Here is a 15,535-nt window from a genome sequence, read left to right as displayed (position 1 = left end):
CGCAGCGGACCGAACCATGAACGACTGTTACCTATCCATCCGGTCTGGTTTGTTACCCATCCATCCGCTGGACAGCGAAGCGCCGGATGAGGGGTTCTCTCCGCGAATCCAACTCCCATTTGAAGTCGCGGAGAGAGACCCCTCACCCGTCTCGCCGCTACGCGGCGAGCCACTCCCACAAGGGGAGAGGGCAGAGTCTGCCGCCTCCGTCCACATCGACACCCCACTTGCCGCTGGATGACATCACGGCTCTCGTGAGATGATCGCCACCACGATCGTGTTTCGGATGCCAAGGACATTTCAAGGCCATGATGACGCTGCGCCAGGTTGAAGTGATCCGTGCCGTGATGGTGACGGGCACCATCGGCGGTGCGGCGAAGCTGCTCAACGTGTCGGCGCCGGGGATCAGCCGTCTGGTCAAATACACCGAACGCTCGCTCGGCATCCGCTTCTTCCAGCGCCAGAACGGGCGCTACTTCCCGACGCCGGAAGCCGAGAACATCTTCGAGCAGATCAACGGGGTCTACAAGAAGGTCGACGATCTCTCCGAGATCATCTCCAAGATCGGCCGCGGCGGCTTGTCGGAGCTGCGCATCGGCTCGGTGCCCAGCATCTCGCAGGTGATGGTGCCGCGCGCGATCGAGCGCGTCCGCCGCCGCTATCCCGATCTCGGCATCGACATCAACATCCTCAAGCTCGAGGAGGCCATCGACTATCTCCTGCTCGGCCGCGGCGAGTGCGTCGCGATGAGCTACCGGCTGGAGCATTCCGGGCTCGACTTCATGCCGCTCGCCTCGGGCGAGCTCTATTGCATCGTGCCGCCGGGTCACGAGCTCGCCGGGCGCAAGCAGGTCTCGGCCGCCGAGATCACCCGCTATCCGCTGATCGGCATCGACCCGAACGATCCCTATGGGCGGATCATGGCCGAGATCTTTGCGCGCAACCGGCTCGACTACAACATCACCATCCGCGCGCGCTTCGGCACCACGGTCTGCGCGCTGGTGAAGGCGGGGCTCGGCATCGCCATCATCGACCAGTTCACGGTGGCCCATGGCGGCTATCCGGGAATCGAGCTGTTGAAGATCACCGAGCCGACACGGTTCGACACCTATGTCGCAGTGAAGCGCGGCGCGCCGCTGTCGCTGCATGCCGAGTATTTCATCGAGTCCCTGCGCACCGAGATGCGCGCGGTCGAGCCGTCCCGCGGCAACGGCAAGTCCGTTTCGGCACGGGGCCGGAAGAAATAACATGATGTTAGGTTTGCCGGATAAAAGGGTAATTGTGTTAGGCGGAGGAAAGGCTATCGTCGCAGCTGGAATTGGGCGGTTTTCCCCGCTGATGGCCGGGACCGGATGCTCCCAACGAGACGATGGCGAACCATGTCGAAGCGCGGATACGCCGCCAGCAAGAAGCTTCTCACCGGCCTGATCGGCGCGCCGATCGCGCATTCCGCGTCCCCCGCCATGCATGAGCGCGCCGCCGAGGCGCTTGGCCTGCGCGGTCACTACCAGCTCATCGAGGTCGCCGGCGCCGACGCGGCCGGGCTCCGCATGATGCTCGAAGGCGTGCGGCGGCTCGGCTTCGCCGGCGTCAATGTCACCTACCCCTACAAGGAGGCCGTGGTCCCGCTGCTCGACGCGCTGGCGCCGGGCGCAGCCAGCATGGGCGCGGTCAACACCGTCGTGGTCAGGGATGGCCGGCTGACCGGCCACAACACCGACACCACGGGTTTCGCGCGGGCGGTGGCGCCACTGCTTGCGCCGTCCGGCAATACCGTCGCGGTGATTGGCGCCGGCGGCGTTGGCAAGGCCATCGCGTTCGCGCTGGCGAGCCTGAAAGTCGCCGACATCCGCATCTTCGACAGCGAGCCGGCGCGCGCCGAGAAACTCGCTGGGCTGCTCGCCGGGCAAGGCGGCGCGAGAGTGGCTGGAAGCGTCGAGGACGCGCTCGTTGGCGCGACCGGCCTCGTCAACGGCACGCCAGTCGGCATGCTGCCGAGCCGTGACACGCCGGTACCGGCGGCGCTGCTCAGGGCGGACCTGTGGGTCGCCGACGCCGTCTATTCGCCGCTGATCACGCCGCTGCTTGCCGCAGCGCGAGAGAAAGGCGCCCGGATCATGACCGGACGCGAGCTCGCGATCTACCAGGCCGCGGACGCCTTCGAACTGTTCACCGGCCTTGCCCCATCGACCGAGATCATGGGAGAGGCTTTTGATGCCGTGATGGCTGCGCGCAGTGCCGCCTATCAGGCAGCTTGAGGCAAAGCGGCCGGACACAAGGCCGCTTGCAAGATTCGAAACGGGAGGAGAGGACGATGAAACCAACGCTATTGGTGGGCGCGCTGTTCACCATCATGACCGCAACGAGCGCCTACGCCCAGGCGATCAAGCTCGCCGACGTCGCCGAGCTGTCAGGCGGCGGCGCCACCGTCGGCACCAACTGGAAGAACGGCATCGACCTCGCGATCGAGGAGATCAACGCCAAGGGCGGCGTGCTCGGCCGCAAGCTGGAGGTCACCCACGCCGACTCGCAGTCCAACCCCGGCGTCGCCCGCGCGCAGGTGCAGAAGGCGCTCGACGCCGAGCCCTATGTGCTGCTCGGGCCCGGCTATTCCGGCTCGGTGAAGGTCACCGCGCCGCTCGCCGCCGAGGCCGGCATCGCGCAGATCATGGGTGGCGAGGCCGCCGAGCTGACGCAACAAGGCAACAAGTACCTGTTCCGCACCTCGTTCGGCCAGCAATCCTCGATGCCGAAGGTCGCGAAATACATCCACGACGAGATGAAGGCGAAGTCGGTGGCCGTGGTCTGGGTCAACAACGATTTCGGCCGCGGCGGCCGCGACGTCGTCATCAAGGAGCTCGACCGGCTCGGCTCGAAGGTGGTCGCCGATCTCTCGACCGAGGCGGGCCAAGCCGATTTCGCGGCCGACGTCGGCAAGATCAAGGCCGCCAACCCCGACGCCGTGTTCGTGTATCTCAACGAAGAAGAGAGCGCGCGTATCCTCAAGGAGCTGAAGCGGCAGGGCGTCACTGTGCCGCTGATGGGCGAGACCACGCTGATCGGCCAGAAGGTGATCGAGCTCGCCGGCGATGCCGCCAACGGCGCCCGCGGTCATGTCGGCCTCACCACGGATGCCCCGGTCGATCTGATCAAGGCGTTCCGCGAGAAGTTCTCCAAGAAGTACAATTACGTGCCGGACCACAACGGCCTGAAGGGCTATCTCGCCGTCTATATGGTGAAGGCCACCACCGAGAAGATGGGCAAGGTCGACCCCAAGAAGTTCGCCGACACGCTGCACGGCCTGACCATCAAGGCCGCCGACGAGCCGGGCATCCTGATGGACGTCACCTTCAGCGATACCGGCGACATCGACCGTCAGAGCTTTCTGGTCGAGGTCGTCGAAGGCAAGCAGGTCGTGAAGCAGGTGCTGCCGAAAGTGAAGTGAGGCGCTCTCGCCCTTCTTCTCCCTCGCCCCGCTCTTTGCGGGGAGAGGGTTGGGGTGAGGGGCTGTTTCCGCAGTCACGGTGACAGTTGAGCTCGCGGAGACAGCCCCTCACCCCGCCCTCTCCCCGTAAGAACGGGGAGAGGGAGACGATAGAGCGGAGTGAGATAAAGAGGGGAAAATGTCCAACCTGTTCGATCTTCTGGTCGCGGGACTTGCCACTGGCGCGATCTACGCGCTGGTCGCGGTCGGCTTCACGCTGCTGTGGCAGACCTCGCAGACCATCAATTTCGCCCAAGGCGAGTTCGTGATGCTGCCGGCGTTCCTCATGTTGGCGGCGATGCATGTGGGCGCGCCGTTCTGGCTCGCCATCATCCTCGGGATCCTGCTCTCGATGGTCCTGCTCGGCCTCGCCTTCAAGCTGCTTCTGGTCGACCCGATGATGCGCCATGGCGTGCTGCCGCTGGCGATTGCGACGATGGCGCTCGCGATCGGCATCAAGGAGGCCGTCAAGCAGTTCTACAGCGCGGAAGCCTCGCCCTTCCCCTCGATCGTGCCGACCGGCGACATTTCCATCCTCGGCCACGCCGTCTCGCTGCAGAGCATCGGCGTGCTCGTCGTCGCCATCCTCGCCGTTCTTGGACTGACGACGCTGCTCAACCGCACCTCGCTCGGCCACCAGATGCAGGCCGCGGCGCAGAACCCGACGGTGGCGCGCATCATCGGCGTCCCGGTCGAGCGCATGATCCTGCTGACCTTCCTGATCAACGCGTTCCTGGTGGCGCTGGCTTCGCTGCTGATCACGCCGATTTACCTCGCCAAATTCTCCTCCGGCGAGGTGCTCGGGCAAGCCGCCTTCATCGCCGCAATCGTCGGCGGCTTCAACCAGTTGCGCGGCGCGATCGCCGGGGGCCTGTTGATCGGCGTGCTCGATAATCTCGCGGCCGCCTATGTCTCGACGCAGTACCGCGCCGCCGTGCCGATGATCTTCCTGATCGCCGTCATCCTGTTCCGGCCGCAGGGCTTGCTTGGCCGTGCCGAGGAGCGCACCGTATGAGCGGCTTCGCCAAACCGTTGAAGATCGCGCTCGGCCTTGCCGTCATCGCCGCGCTGATCATCGTCCCCATGAACTTCAACCGCTACGGCCTGTTCATCCTCAGCCAATGGGCGGTGATGAGCATCGCCGCGATGGGCCTCAATCTCACGCTCGGCTATGCCGGCCAGGTCTCGCTGGCGCAGGGCGCCTTTGTCGGCATCGGCGCTTATGCGGCGGCGATCATGACGACGCATGGTTGGCCCCTGCCGGCGGCGATCGTGGTCGCGATCGTCCTGAGCTTCGCCGTCGGCTGGGTGCTCGGCTATCCCGCGCTGCGCGTGCAGCACCACTACCTCGCCTTCGTCACGCTCGCCTTCTCGACCTTGGCCTTCCTGGTATTCCGCAACGAGAGCTGGCTCACCGGCGGCATCTACGGCATCTCCAACATCCCGCGTCCGCACGTCTTCGGGCTGGCGACCAACAAGCCGCTGCCCTTCTATTATGTGTGTCTCGCCTCGCTTGCGATCGTGTCGCTCGCGATGTGGTGGCTGATTCGCTCGCCGTGGGGCCGCGCCTTCATGGCACTGCGCGAGAATCCGTTGCGCGCGCAATCGCTCGGCATCGACACACGGCGCTACACGCTGATGGCGTTCGCGATCGGCTCGGCACTCGGCGGCGTCGCCGGCGCGCTATATGCGCCGCTGACGCAATATATCGACCCTGTTCCCTTCAACCTGTCGCTCTCGCTCGACCTGCTGATGATGGTAATCGTCGGCGGCGCCGGCTTCTATTTGGGTCCCTTCCTCGGCGCCATGATCGCGGTGCTGCTGCCGGAATGGCTGCGCTTCACCGAAGGCTATTATCTGATGCTCTACGCCGTCGCCGTGATGCTGCTGCTGATCTGGTCGCCAACGGGCATTCTGGGAATCCTCGACCGCTATCTCGCCGAACGCCGTACCAAGGCGGCTTCCGCTCTGCGCGCCGTCGCGAAATCCCGCCTGGAGACGGCGCAATGAGTGCGGTCCTCGAAGTCACCGACATCAAGAAGAATTTCGGCGGCATCAGCGCCGTCGGCGGCGTCTCGTTCGACGTGCGCGAGGGCGAGATCCTCGGCCTGATCGGCCCGAACGGCTGCGGCAAGTCGACCCTGTTCAACTGCATCCTCGGCCAGCTCACCCCGAGCGGCGGCGAAGTGAGGCTTGACGGGCGCCTCGTCACCGGCCTGCGTCCGTCCGAGCTCAACAGGCTCGGGGTCAGCCGCACCTTCCAGCTGCTGCAGGTGTTCCCAAAGCTCTCGGTGCGCGAGAACCTGATCCTCGCCGGGCAGGAGCACCAGGGCAACATGGCCTCGCGCCTGGTCGGCCGCTCCGATGCCGGCCTGACCGACGCCGCCAACCAGATGATCGGCTTCTTCAAGCTCGACCATCTCGCCGACGAACCGGCCGGTGGTCTCTCCTATGGCCAGCAGAAGCTGCTCGATGCCGCCATGGCCTTCATGGGCGGACCACGCCTGGTGCTGCTCGACGAGCCCGCCGGCGGCGTCAACCCGTCGATGCTGGCTGACCTGAAGGAGCGGCTGGTCGCGATCAACCGCGAGAAGAACGCCACCTTCGTCGTGATCGAGCACAACATGGAGTTCGTGATGTCGCTGTGCTCGCGCGTGATGGTCATGGCGGAGGGCAAGGTGCTGGCGATGGGCCGGCCGGACGAGGTGCGCAAGAACCCCGCCGTGATCGACGCCTATCTCGGACATTAGGAGAGCGAGCCATGAGCGATCCGATCCTCTCGGTTCACAATCTCGTCGGCGGCTACGGCAAGATGACGATCCTGAACGGCACGACCTTCGCCGTGCCGCAGGCGACCATCACCACCATCATCGGCCCGAACGGCGCCGGCAAGTCGACCGTGTTCAAGGCGATCTTCGGCCTGCTCAGGCTGCGCGAGGGCAAGATCAACTTCGCGGGTCGCGATGTCACGAATTGGAGCCAGCGCGCGCTGCTCAACGCCGGCATCTGCTACGTGCCGCAGGGGCGCAACATCTTTCCCGAGCTGTCGGTGCGTCACAATATCGAACTCGGCGGCGTTGCTGCCGACAAGGGCCTCGACCTGCCCAGGCGGATCGAGGCGGCGCTCGACCTCTTCCCCGCGCTGCGCCGCAAGTCTACGCAGCAGGCCTCGACGCTGTCGGGCGGCGAGCAGAAGCAGCTCGAGATTGCCCGCTCGCTGCTGCTCGAGCCGAAACTCGTGCTGGTCGACGAGCCCTCGATCGGCCTGTCGCCGCTGATGGTGCAGCAGACCTTCGACATCCTGAAATCCCTGCGCGACCGCGGCGTCACCATCCTGATGATCGAGCAGAACGCGCGCTCGGCGCTGGAGATCTCCGACATCGGCATCGTACTCGAGCTCGGCCAGACCCGCATGGTCGACGATGCCAGGCGTATCCTGAACGATCCCCGCATCGGCCAGCTCTTCCTCGGCGGTGTCATGGAGGAAAGTGCGGCATGAACAAGCGCTCGATCGCCACCGTTTCCCTCTCTGGCGCCCTCGACGAGAAGCTCCGCGCCATCGCGGCCGCAGGTTTCGACGCGGTCGAGATTTTTGAGAACGACCTGCTGTCGTTCGGCGCAGGCCCGCGCGACATCGCAAAGCTCTGCCGCGATCTCAATGTCGAGATCTGCGCGTTCCAGCCGTTCCGTGATTTCGAAGGCATGCCGGAGCCCCAGCGCGCGCGCAACTTCGGCCGCGCGGAGCGGAAGTTCGATCTGATGCAGGAGCTCGGCACCGACCTCTTGCTGATCTGTTCCAACGTGTCGCCCGCCGCGCTCGGCGGCATCGACCGCGCCGCGGACGATTTTCGCGAGCTCGGCGAGCGGGCCGCCAGGCGCGGCTTGCGCGTCGGCTACGAAGCGCTGGCCTGGGGCCGCCATGTCAACGATTATCGCGACGCTTGGGAGATCGTGCGCCGCGCCGATCATCCCGCGATCGGAATCATCCTCGACAGTTTTCACGCCCTGGCGCCGGGCTTTCCGACCCGTGTGATCGCTTCGATCCCCGGCGACAAGATCTTTCTGGTGCAGCTGGCGGACGCGCCGAGGCTCGAGCTCGACATTCTCTCCTGGAGCCGGCATTTCCGCTCCTTTCCCGGCCAGGGCGACCTGCCGGTCGCCGCGTTCATGGCCGCGATTGCGGCGACCGGCTACGCCGGGCCGCTGTCGCTGGAGATCTTCAACGACCAGTTCCGCGCCGGCTCGGCGGCGCAGACTGCGATTGACGGGCTGCGCTCGCTGATCCTGCTGGAGGACCAGCTCGCACCGGACTGGCCGAAGCTTGCCGGCGAGCCGCTGGCACCGAAAGCCAGAAGTCGCGGCACCGGCTTCATCGAGTTCGCCGTCAACGAGACCAAGGCGAGCGAACTCGGCCGCCTGTTTTCGCAGCTCGGTTTCCGCAAGACCGGCCGGCACCGCAGCAAGGCGGTCGAGCGCTGGTCGCAGGGCAAGGTCGAGCTCGTCATCAATTGCGAGACCGACGGCTTTGCCCATTCGCACTACGTCACCCACGGTCCCGGCGTCTGCGCGATTGCGCTCGACGTCGACAATGCCGGCCTCGCCATGCAGCGCGCCGAGACGCTGAAGGCGCGGACCTTCTACCAGCCGGTCGGGCCGGGCGAGCTGGAAATTCCCGCGATCCACGGCGTCGGCGGCAGCCTGCTCTATTTCCTGGATCAGGCCGGCAAGAACTGGGACACCGATTTCGAACCCGTCACGAGCGACGCAAGCACGGACGCGCTGCTCGCCGTCGACCACATCGCGCAGTCGATGCCCTATGACGAGATGCTGTCCTGGCTGTTGTTCTACACCGGCATCCTCGATCTGAAGCGACTGCCGCAGATGGAGATCGTCGACCCCAGAGGCCTCGTGCAGAGCCAGGCCATCGTCAACGGCGACGAAAGCCTGCGTTTCGTGCTCAACGGCTCCTCCGCCAACCGGACGCTGCCGGCGCGCTTCATCTCCGAGTTCTTCGGCTCGGGCGTGCAGCACATCGCGTTCGCATGCCGGAATATCTTTGCGACCGTTGCTGAGATGCGCAAGCGCGGTGCGGACTTCCTGGATATCCCCGAGAACTACTACGACGATATCGAAGCCAAATACGACCTCGCACCCGAACTGATGGCGCAGCTGCGCGCCAACCACATCCTCTACGACCGCGAGGGCGACGGCGAATTCTTCCAGGTCTACACCCACATCTTCGACGAGCGGTTCTTCTTCGAGATCGTCGAGCGCAGGAATTATCAGGGTTTTGGTGCGGCCAACGCCGGCATCAGGCTCGCAGCGCAGTCGCGCGAGGTGAGGCCGATGAGCATGCCGCGGGTGTAGTTCTTCGCCTCCCCCGCGCTTGTCCGCCGAAGCTTTGGCGAAGGCGGATGCGGATGCGGATGCGGATGCGGAGAGAAGCCGGAATTTGCGAGAGTAAATTCCGGGTGAGGGTGACTCTCAGCGAGTCACATTACAATCAAGAGCAACGCTCCCTCAACTCGTCATTGCGAGCGCAGCGAAGCAATCCAGAATCCTTCCGCGGAAAGAGACTGGATTGCTTCGCTGCGCTCGCAATGACGATGTGGTGAGTAGTTGCGAACTCAACGTCTACCGCCCCCGCGGAAACTCCCCCCTCACCCTGTCCCTCTCCCCGCAAGCGGGGAGAGGGGAAGAGGCAGCTGGGAGCACCAACCTCACTTCATCTTGCACTTGTCGTGGAAGCGATCCTGGTCGTTCTCGACGATGGTGGCGACGGTCTTCAGCGCGAGCTGGCCTTCGGAATCCTTGACCACGTCTTGCAGGTAGAAGTTCTGGATCGGGATGTGGTTGTTGCCGAACTTGAACGCGCCGCGCACCGACTTGAAGTTGGCCTTCTCCATCTCGGCCTTCATCTCGTCCTTCTTGGAGGTGTCGCCCTTCACGGCGACGACAGCGCTGTTGATCAGGTTCGCGGCGTCATAGGACTGCGCACCGTAGAAGGTCGGGCGCAGGCCGGTGTACTTCTTGCGGTAGTCGGCGACGAAGCGCTTGTTCTGCTCGTTGGGAAGGTCGTTGACCCATTGCTGCGCGCCGGGCACCCCGAGCGCGTTCTCCTTCTGGAGCGGCAGCGAGAGCTCGTCGATGGTGAAGGCGGTGTAGAGCGGCATCGTGCTCTTCAGTCCGGCCTGCGCATATTGATTGAGGAACTGCACGCCGGCGGCACCAGGGTAGAACACGAAGATCGACTCGGCGCCGGAGGCGCGCGCCTTGGAGAGCTCGGCGGAGAAGTCGAGCTGGCTCGGCCACACCGTGTATTCCTCGCCCACGACTTGCCCCTTGAAGGTGCTCTTGACGCCGGCCAGCATGTCCTTGCCGGCGGCGTAGTTCGGGCCGATCAGGAACACCGACTTGACGCCCTTCTGGTTCATATACGTGCCGACGGCCTGCGGGGTCTGGTCGTTCTGCCACGAGGTCGAGAACACGTAAGGCGAGCACAACTCGCCCGCGAGCTGCGACGGACCGGCATTGGCCGAGATCAGGAAGGTCTTCGAATCGACCGCGGTCTTGAGCGAGGCGAGCAGCACGTTCGACCAGATATAGCCGACGATGAAGTCGACCTTGTCCGACTGCACCAGTTTCTCGGTCTTCTGCTTGCCGACATCGGGCTTCTGCCCGTCGTCCTCGTAGAGCACCTCCACCGGCTTGCCGCCCATCTTGCGGCCGAGATGATCGAGCGCGAGCTCGAAGGAATTGCGCATGTCGTTGCCGATCACGGCGGTCGGGCCGCTGAAGGTCGAGACGAAACCGATCTTGATCGTGTCGCCGGCGAATGCCTGATTTGCCAGCACCAGCGCCGCTGCGCCCGCCAGCCAAAATGCCGTCCTCATAACCACTCCCTCCATATTATCTTATCGGTCCCGGAAACGGGGTGATCGCCGCTCCAAGCCTGTTTCTATTGAACGCAAAATCTGTCGAGCCGCCAATGGCTCAGCGCCCGCCCTGCACCATATTTCGCCTCAATCGGCGATGGCAAGAAATATAATTCTACTCACTTCGGCCAAGGCTTGGTCAAGGCTGCGGCGCTTTTTCGCGCCAGATCGATACATCAGGCCTATGCAGCGATTGATGACGGCTATTGGACCGCGGCGCCCAATCCGCACTTAAATGAAGGTGAGCAGCAGCAGCGAGATTCGAAGGTGCATCATGGCCGCAAATCCCCATCGCGTCGTCATCGTCGGCGCCGGCTTCGGCGGGCTGGAAGCGACCTACCGGCTTGCGGGCGCTCCCGTCGAGATCACGCTGATCGACCGCCGCAATCATCATCTGTTCCAGCCGCTGCTCTACCAGGTCGCGACCGCCTCGCTCGCAACCAGCGAGATCGCCTGGCCGATCCGCCATCTCATGCGTGATCGCCGCGAGGTGACGACGCTGTTTGCCACCGTGAGCGGCGTCGACACGGCACGTCGCTGCGTGCTGATCGACGACGGCAGCGAGGTGCCCTACGACACGCTGGTGCTCGCCACCGGCGCGCGGCACGCCTATTTCGGCCACGACGAGTGGGAGCAGTTCGCGCCCGGCCTGAAAACGCTGGAGGATGCGACCACGCTGCGCCGGCACATCCTGGTGGCGTTCGAACGCGCCGAGCGCGAGACCGATCCGGAGAAGCGCGCGGCGCGGCTGACCTTCGTCATCGTCGGAGCCGGCCCGACCGGCGTCGAGCTCGCCGGCACCATCGCCGAGATGGCGCATCACACCCTGCCCGGCGATTTCCGCAACATCGACACGCACAAGGCGCGCGTGGTGCTGATCGAGGCGGGCCCGCGCGTGCTCGCAGGATTTCCCGACGACCTCTCGGCCTATGCCCAGGCGTCGCTGGAAAAGATCGGCGTCGAGGTCGTGCTCGGCCAGGCCGTCACCGAGATCAATCGCGAGGGCGTCGTGTTCGGCGGCAGGCTGCTCGAGGCGAAGACCCGAATCTGGGCCGCCGGCGTGCGCGCTTCGCCCGCGGCCGAATGGCTGGGCGCCCCCAGCGACCGCGCCGGGCGCGTGCAGGTCGAAGCCGACCTCACCATTCCCGGCCATCCCGAGATCTTTGCGATCGGCGACACCGTCAGCATCAACGCCTGGAACGGCAAGCCGGTGCCCGGCATCGCACCGGCCGCCAAGCAGCAGGGCCGCCACGTCGCCGAAACCATAAGAGCGCGCCTGCGCGGCGCCGCGACGGGCCCGTTCCGCTACAAGCATGCCGGCAGCCTTGCGCAGATCGGCAAGCGCCTGGCGGTGATCGATTTCGGCCGCATCAAGCTGCGCGGCGCCATCGCATGGTGGATATGGGGCATCGCCCACATCTACTTCCTGATCGGCCTCCGCCACAGGCTGAGCGTCGCACTGAGCTGGCTCTGGATCTACGCCCGCGACCAGCGCGCCGCGCGGTTGATCACGCAGGGAAGCAGCAAGGTGGTGGGGTGAGACTGGTCTCGTGTCCCGGACGCGGCGCGGCATGAAATGACGCGACGCAGAGCCGGGACCCAGAGGCGGTGGGCCCCGGCTCTGCGGCGCAATGCTTCGCGCTGCACCGCGTCCGGGGCACGAGACCATCATTTCCTACTTCACCAACTCACATCCGCCTTCCGCCAGCGGACGGAACGCCTGCGCCGCCGGGATCGTCGAGACCAGCTTGTAGTAATCATATGGATATTTCGATTCCTCCGGTTTCTTCACCTCGAACAGGTACATCGGATGCACGACGCGGCCGTCCTGGCGGATCGTGGTGTCGCCGAAGAGCTTGTCCTTGCCCTGGAACTTCTTCATCTCGGGCACGACGTTCCTGGCATTGTCGCTGCCTGTGGCTGCGACCGCATTGAAATAGGCGAGCGTGGAGGCATAAACGCCGGCCTGGTTGCCGCTCGGCATCTTGCCGTTCATGCCGGGCCGGGCTGCGAAGCGCTTGGCGAAGGCGCGAGTGTCGTCGTTCATGTCCCAATAGAAGGCCTCCATGAGCTGGAGCCCTTGGGCGACCTTGATGCCCATGCCGTGGATGTCGTTGATGAAGAGCAGGAAGGCGACGAGCTTCTGGCCGCTCTGCTGGATACCGAACTCGGCCGCCTGCTTCACCGCGTTGATGGTGTCGCCGCCGGCATTGGCGAGCCCGATCACCTGCGCCTTGGAGCTCTGCGCCTGCAACAGGAAGGACGCGAAGTCGGAAGTGCCGAGCGGATGTTTCGAGGATCCCAGCACCTTGCCGCCGTGCCCTTCGATGTATTTCTGCGCCTCCGCCTCGATGCCCTTGCCGAGCGCGTAGTCCACCGTGAGGAAATACCAGTCCTTGCCGCCGCGCGACATCATCGCGGCCGCCGTGGTGTTGCCGGTTGCCCAGGCGTCATTGACCCATTGGATGGTGTTGGGCGAGCAGGCCTTGCCGGTGAGATCCGAACTTGCGGTCGACGACGCCAGGAACGTCATGCGGCTGTCGCGCAGCAGGGCATTGATGGAGAGGCCGACCGCCGAGTTCGGTACGTCGACGATGGCATCGACGCCCTCGACGTCGAGCCATTTGCGGGCGATCGCGTTGCCGACATCGGCCTTGTTCTGGTGATCGGCATAGACGATCTCGACCTTGAGGCCCTTGCCGCCGCCGTTGAAATCCTCCGCTGCCATGCGCGCGGCTTCCACCGAACCCATGCCGTTGGTGTCCTGGAAGATGCCGGAGATGTCGTTGAGCACGCCGATGCGCACGACGTTGTCCGATATCTCGGCATTCGCCGCGCCGGTTACCAGGCTCGCGGCCAGCGCGAGCGTCCACTTCAGACGTTTCATCATTTCCCTCCCCTGTTTGGTCGATTGGCGCGCCGGTCTCTGCCGACGCGTTTGAAAAGTCAGACCTGCCGTTCGGGCAGTCTCAGCACCAGCCCATCGAGTGCGGGCGTGATCTTGATCTGGCAGGACAGCCGGCTGTTCGGCCGCCGCTCGCTCGCGGTACCGTCGAGCAGCGCGTCTTCGTCATCCGCCATCGCGGGCAGGAGTGCGAGCGAGCCGTCGTCGACATACACGTGGCAAGTGGCGCACATGGCGTTGCCGCCGCATTCGGCCAGGATGCCGTCGAGCCCGTGGCGGGTCGCGGCCTGCATGGCGCTCTCGCCGTCGCCGGCCTCGACGCGGTCGGACTTGCCGTCAGGATGGATGAAGTTGATGGCGGGCATGAGCTCCTCGTCAGGCCGGGGTGATGGTGACAGGCAGGCTGTCGAGCCCGCGCAGCGTGTTGTTGAAGCGGCGCCTCGGCTCGCCCGTGATCTCGATCTTGGCGATCCGCCGGGCCAGCGCCGTCAGCATCACCTCGCCTTCGAGGCGGGCGACGAGCTGGCCGACGCACATGTGGATGCCGGAGCCGAAGCCGACATGGCCGGAGGTGCGGCGGGTGATGTCGTAGCTGTCGGGCTCGTCCCAGCGGCGGGGATCGCGATTGGCGGCGGCGAGGAACATCAGCACCTTCTCGCCCTCGCCGATCCGCGCGCCCGACAACTCGACCTCGCGCGTGGTGGTGCGGAAGAAGGTCTGCACCGGACTTTCGAAGCGCACGGCCTCCTCGAAGGCGCCACGCGCGAGCGTAAGATCCTGGCGCAGGCGCTGCCATTGATCCGGGAAGCGGGCGAGGCAATAGACCGCGGCCGCGATGCCGTTGACGGTGGTGTCGAGACCGGCCGACAGCAGCGAGCGCACCAGGAGCGGTGCTTCGGTTGCCGTGATGGCGCCTTCGTCGACCTGTGCATGAATGCAGGCCCCAAAGCCGCCGGGCGCCAGGTTCTCGCGCTGACATTGCTCGGCGACATAGGCCTGGTGCGGTGCCGAGCGTTCGATCGCTTCCTGGCGCAGCTGGTTGGGCGGACCGAAGGCGTTGAACACCACGCTGGCATAGGGAATCAGATGCTCCCGCCCCTCCGGCTTCAGGCCGAGCGCATCCGGAAAGATCGAGAGCGGATAGGCTTCCGCAAGATCCGTGATCGCATCGAAGCTGCGCTTCTCCAGCAGCGCATCGACCCGCGCCTCGGCCACTGCGGCAAAGCGATCGCGGACCTGCTTCATCACGGTGGGCGACAGCACCTTCGACAGCACGGCGCGGGTGCGGGTGTGCGCGGGCGGATCGGCCTCGAGGATCAGGCTCGGCGGCCGCCACGGTGTTTCCTTCTTGAAGTCGGACAACCCGACGCCGCGGCTCGAGCAGAAGGTCATGGGATCGTTGAGAACGGCGTGGACCTCGGCGTAGCGCGCGACGGCGTACACGTTCCATCTGTCGAGATAGACCACGGGGCCGGCTTCCCGCAGCAGCTCATGCGTGGGGTAGGGGTCGGCAAAAAACTTCATGTCGAAGGGATCGACGTCGAGATGCGGAATGCCTGATCCAGCTGGGCCGGATACGGTCATGGAAGACCTCCCTCATTTTGATCTTGTGAAAGGGGAGCGCATGCCCTTAGGTCAGCGGGCCCGCCGCGATTCAGAAACCCGATATGCCGCCGTCTTCGACCAGAGTCCGCCAGAAGCCCGCGCCCACGGATGTGGGACCGACGCTCGATCTCGACCGTTACGTCCCGGCGTTCATCACCTTCATCGCCAACAAGCTCTCGAACAGCGCGACCGCGTTCTATCAGAAGCAGTTCGGCGTCAACGTCACGGAATGGCGAATCATGTCGCTGCTGGCGATCGAACCCGGCATTCCGGCGTCGCGAATCTGCCACGTCATCGGCTTCGACAAGGGACCGGTGAGCCGGACACTGGCAGGACTGGAGAAACGCGGGCTGGTCTCGATCCGCACCGATCCGAACGACGGCCGCACCCATTCGATCTCGCTGACGGCGAAGGGGCGCGCCACCCACGACAAGGTGATCGTCGCTGCGTTCGAACGTGAGCGGCGACTGCTGTCCTGCCTCAGCAAGGACGAGCGCGAGGTGCTGATCGAACTGCTGCGCCGGCTGCACGAAAATCTCGGCGCGGTCACCGGCGGCACCGGGGCCTGACCGGCCGCGCGTCAGGCGGCGCCCTCCGACAGTTCCA

The 15,535-nt window shown here is 65.1% G+C and carries 14 protein-coding genes; 10 read left to right on the top strand and 4 right to left on the bottom strand.

What is annotated here, in order from left to right; all coding sequences use genetic code 11:
* The first annotated feature begins 308 nt into the window (after positions 1-308).
* The 8 genes from EDE08_RS37585 to EDE08_RS37550 all read left to right on the top strand — a co-directional run bounded on the left by EDE08_RS37585 (position 309) and on the right by EDE08_RS37550 (position 8,851).
* The gene (locus EDE08_RS37585; RefSeq protein ID WP_131874678.1) at positions 309-1,247 is read left to right on the top strand and encodes a LysR family transcriptional regulator; all 939 of its coding nucleotides are present in this window, start codon (positions 309-311) and stop codon (positions 1,245-1,247) included.
* Between the two features lie 132 nt (positions 1,248-1,379).
* Positions 1,380-2,258 (top strand): shikimate dehydrogenase, encoded by an 879-nt coding sequence (locus EDE08_RS37580; RefSeq protein ID WP_131874679.1) that lies wholly within the window; start codon positions 1,380-1,382, stop codon positions 2,256-2,258.
* Positions 2,259-2,314: 56 nt separating this feature from the next.
* On the top strand, positions 2,315-3,445 hold the full coding sequence (locus tag EDE08_RS37575; RefSeq protein ID WP_131874680.1) for an ABC transporter substrate-binding protein: 1,131 nt from the start codon (positions 2,315-2,317) through the stop codon (positions 3,443-3,445).
* A 178-nt stretch (positions 3,446-3,623) separates the two neighbouring features.
* Complete coding sequence (locus tag EDE08_RS37570) at positions 3,624-4,499, top strand: branched-chain amino acid ABC transporter permease (RefSeq protein WP_131874681.1); 876 nt, start codon at positions 3,624-3,626, stop codon at positions 4,497-4,499.
* On the top strand, positions 4,496-5,494 hold the full coding sequence (locus tag EDE08_RS37565) for a branched-chain amino acid ABC transporter permease (protein ID WP_131874682.1): 999 nt from the start codon (positions 4,496-4,498) through the stop codon (positions 5,492-5,494). Before EDE08_RS37570 ends, EDE08_RS37565 begins: the two co-directional genes overlap by 4 nt.
* Positions 5,491-6,234 carry an ABC transporter ATP-binding protein gene (locus EDE08_RS37560; RefSeq protein ID WP_131874683.1) on the top strand — a complete coding sequence of 248 codons (744 nt, stop codon included), beginning with the start codon at positions 5,491-5,493 and terminating at the stop codon, positions 6,232-6,234. The genes EDE08_RS37565 and EDE08_RS37560 overlap by 4 nt, the downstream gene beginning before the upstream one ends.
* An 11-nt stretch (positions 6,235-6,245) precedes the next feature.
* Entirely contained in the window at positions 6,246-6,983 is a 738-nt protein-coding gene (locus EDE08_RS37555; protein WP_131874684.1) for an ABC transporter ATP-binding protein, read from the top strand.
* Entirely contained in the window at positions 6,980-8,851 is a 1,872-nt protein-coding gene (locus tag EDE08_RS37550; protein ID WP_131874685.1) for a bifunctional sugar phosphate isomerase/epimerase/4-hydroxyphenylpyruvate dioxygenase family protein, read from the top strand. Before EDE08_RS37555 ends, EDE08_RS37550 begins: the two co-directional genes overlap by 4 nt.
* Before the next feature lie 353 nt (positions 8,852-9,204).
* Here the strand turns inward: EDE08_RS37550 and EDE08_RS37545 are convergent, their stop codons facing one another.
* Positions 9,205-10,377: an ABC transporter substrate-binding protein gene (locus EDE08_RS37545; RefSeq protein WP_131874686.1), complete on the bottom strand. Its 1,173-nt coding sequence runs from the start codon at positions 10,375-10,377 to the stop codon at positions 9,205-9,207.
* A 316-nt stretch (positions 10,378-10,693) separates the two neighbouring features.
* On the opposite strand from EDE08_RS37545, the gene EDE08_RS37540 reads away from it, so the two are divergent.
* Positions 10,694-11,959 carry an NAD(P)/FAD-dependent oxidoreductase gene (locus tag EDE08_RS37540; RefSeq protein ID WP_131874687.1) on the top strand — a complete coding sequence of 422 codons (1,266 nt, stop codon included), beginning with the start codon at positions 10,694-10,696 and terminating at the stop codon, positions 11,957-11,959.
* A gap of 135 nt (positions 11,960-12,094) precedes the next feature.
* Here EDE08_RS37540 and EDE08_RS37535 read toward each other — a convergent pair whose 3' ends face one another.
* Genes EDE08_RS37535 through EDE08_RS37525 form a run of 3 tightly spaced genes read right to left on the bottom strand, consistent with a single transcriptional unit; the run spans position 12,095 to position 14,908 of the window.
* Positions 12,095-13,306 (bottom strand): ABC transporter substrate-binding protein, encoded by a 1,212-nt coding sequence (locus EDE08_RS37535; RefSeq protein ID WP_131874715.1) that lies wholly within the window; start codon positions 13,304-13,306, stop codon positions 12,095-12,097.
* A gap of 59 nt (positions 13,307-13,365) precedes the next feature.
* Positions 13,366-13,689 carry a 2Fe-2S iron-sulfur cluster-binding protein gene (locus EDE08_RS37530; RefSeq protein ID WP_131874688.1) on the bottom strand — a complete coding sequence of 108 codons (324 nt, stop codon included), beginning with the start codon at positions 13,687-13,689 and terminating at the stop codon, positions 13,366-13,368.
* Positions 13,690-13,699: 10 nt separating this feature from the next.
* Positions 13,700-14,908, bottom strand: a complete 1,209-nt coding sequence (locus EDE08_RS37525) for a cytochrome P450 (protein WP_131874689.1) — start codon at positions 14,906-14,908, stop codon at positions 13,700-13,702.
* An 83-nt stretch (positions 14,909-14,991) separates the two neighbouring features.
* Here EDE08_RS37525 and EDE08_RS37520 point away from each other — a divergent pair, with 83 nt between their 5' ends.
* Entirely contained in the window at positions 14,992-15,498 is a 507-nt protein-coding gene (locus tag EDE08_RS37520; protein WP_131874690.1) for a MarR family winged helix-turn-helix transcriptional regulator, read from the top strand.
* Positions 15,499-15,535 lie beyond the last annotated feature (37 nt).

The organism is Bradyrhizobium sp. R2.2-H (assembly GCF_004346455.1).
In the GTDB taxonomy this organism is placed as follows: Bacteria; Pseudomonadota; Alphaproteobacteria; order Rhizobiales; family Xanthobacteraceae; genus Bradyrhizobium; species Bradyrhizobium diversitatis.
Note: the sequence above shows the minus strand (reverse complement) of the source record. Positions and strands in the feature narration are given on the sequence as shown.

Coding starts and splice junctions, on each gene's coding strand:
- EDE08_RS37585 (WP_131874678.1), top strand. CDS start 309: ATGATGACGCTGCGCCAGGTTGAAGTGATCCGTGCCGTGATGGTGACG.
- EDE08_RS37580 (WP_131874679.1), top strand. CDS start 1,380: ATGTCGAAGCGCGGATACGCCGCCAGCAAGAAGCTTCTCACCGGCCTG.
- EDE08_RS37575 (WP_131874680.1), top strand. CDS start 2,315: ATGAAACCAACGCTATTGGTGGGCGCGCTGTTCACCATCATGACCGCA.
- EDE08_RS37570 (WP_131874681.1), top strand. CDS start 3,624: ATGTCCAACCTGTTCGATCTTCTGGTCGCGGGACTTGCCACTGGCGCG.
- EDE08_RS37565 (WP_131874682.1), top strand. CDS start 4,496: ATGAGCGGCTTCGCCAAACCGTTGAAGATCGCGCTCGGCCTTGCCGTC.
- EDE08_RS37560 (WP_131874683.1), top strand. CDS start 5,491: ATGAGTGCGGTCCTCGAAGTCACCGACATCAAGAAGAATTTCGGCGGC.
- EDE08_RS37555 (WP_131874684.1), top strand. CDS start 6,246: ATGAGCGATCCGATCCTCTCGGTTCACAATCTCGTCGGCGGCTACGGC.
- EDE08_RS37550 (WP_131874685.1), top strand. CDS start 6,980: ATGAACAAGCGCTCGATCGCCACCGTTTCCCTCTCTGGCGCCCTCGAC.
- EDE08_RS37545 (WP_131874686.1), bottom strand. CDS start 10,377: ATGAGGACGGCATTTTGGCTGGCGGGCGCAGCGGCGCTGGTGCTGGCA.
- EDE08_RS37540 (WP_131874687.1), top strand. CDS start 10,694: ATGGCCGCAAATCCCCATCGCGTCGTCATCGTCGGCGCCGGCTTCGGC.
- EDE08_RS37535 (WP_131874715.1), bottom strand. CDS start 13,306: ATGAAACGTCTGAAGTGGACGCTCGCGCTGGCCGCGAGCCTGGTAACC.
- EDE08_RS37530 (WP_131874688.1), bottom strand. CDS start 13,689: ATGCCCGCCATCAACTTCATCCATCCTGACGGCAAGTCCGACCGCGTC.
- EDE08_RS37525 (WP_131874689.1), bottom strand. CDS start 14,908: ATGACCGTATCCGGCCCAGCTGGATCAGGCATTCCGCATCTCGACGTC.
- EDE08_RS37520 (WP_131874690.1), top strand. CDS start 14,992: ATGCCGCCGTCTTCGACCAGAGTCCGCCAGAAGCCCGCGCCCACGGAT.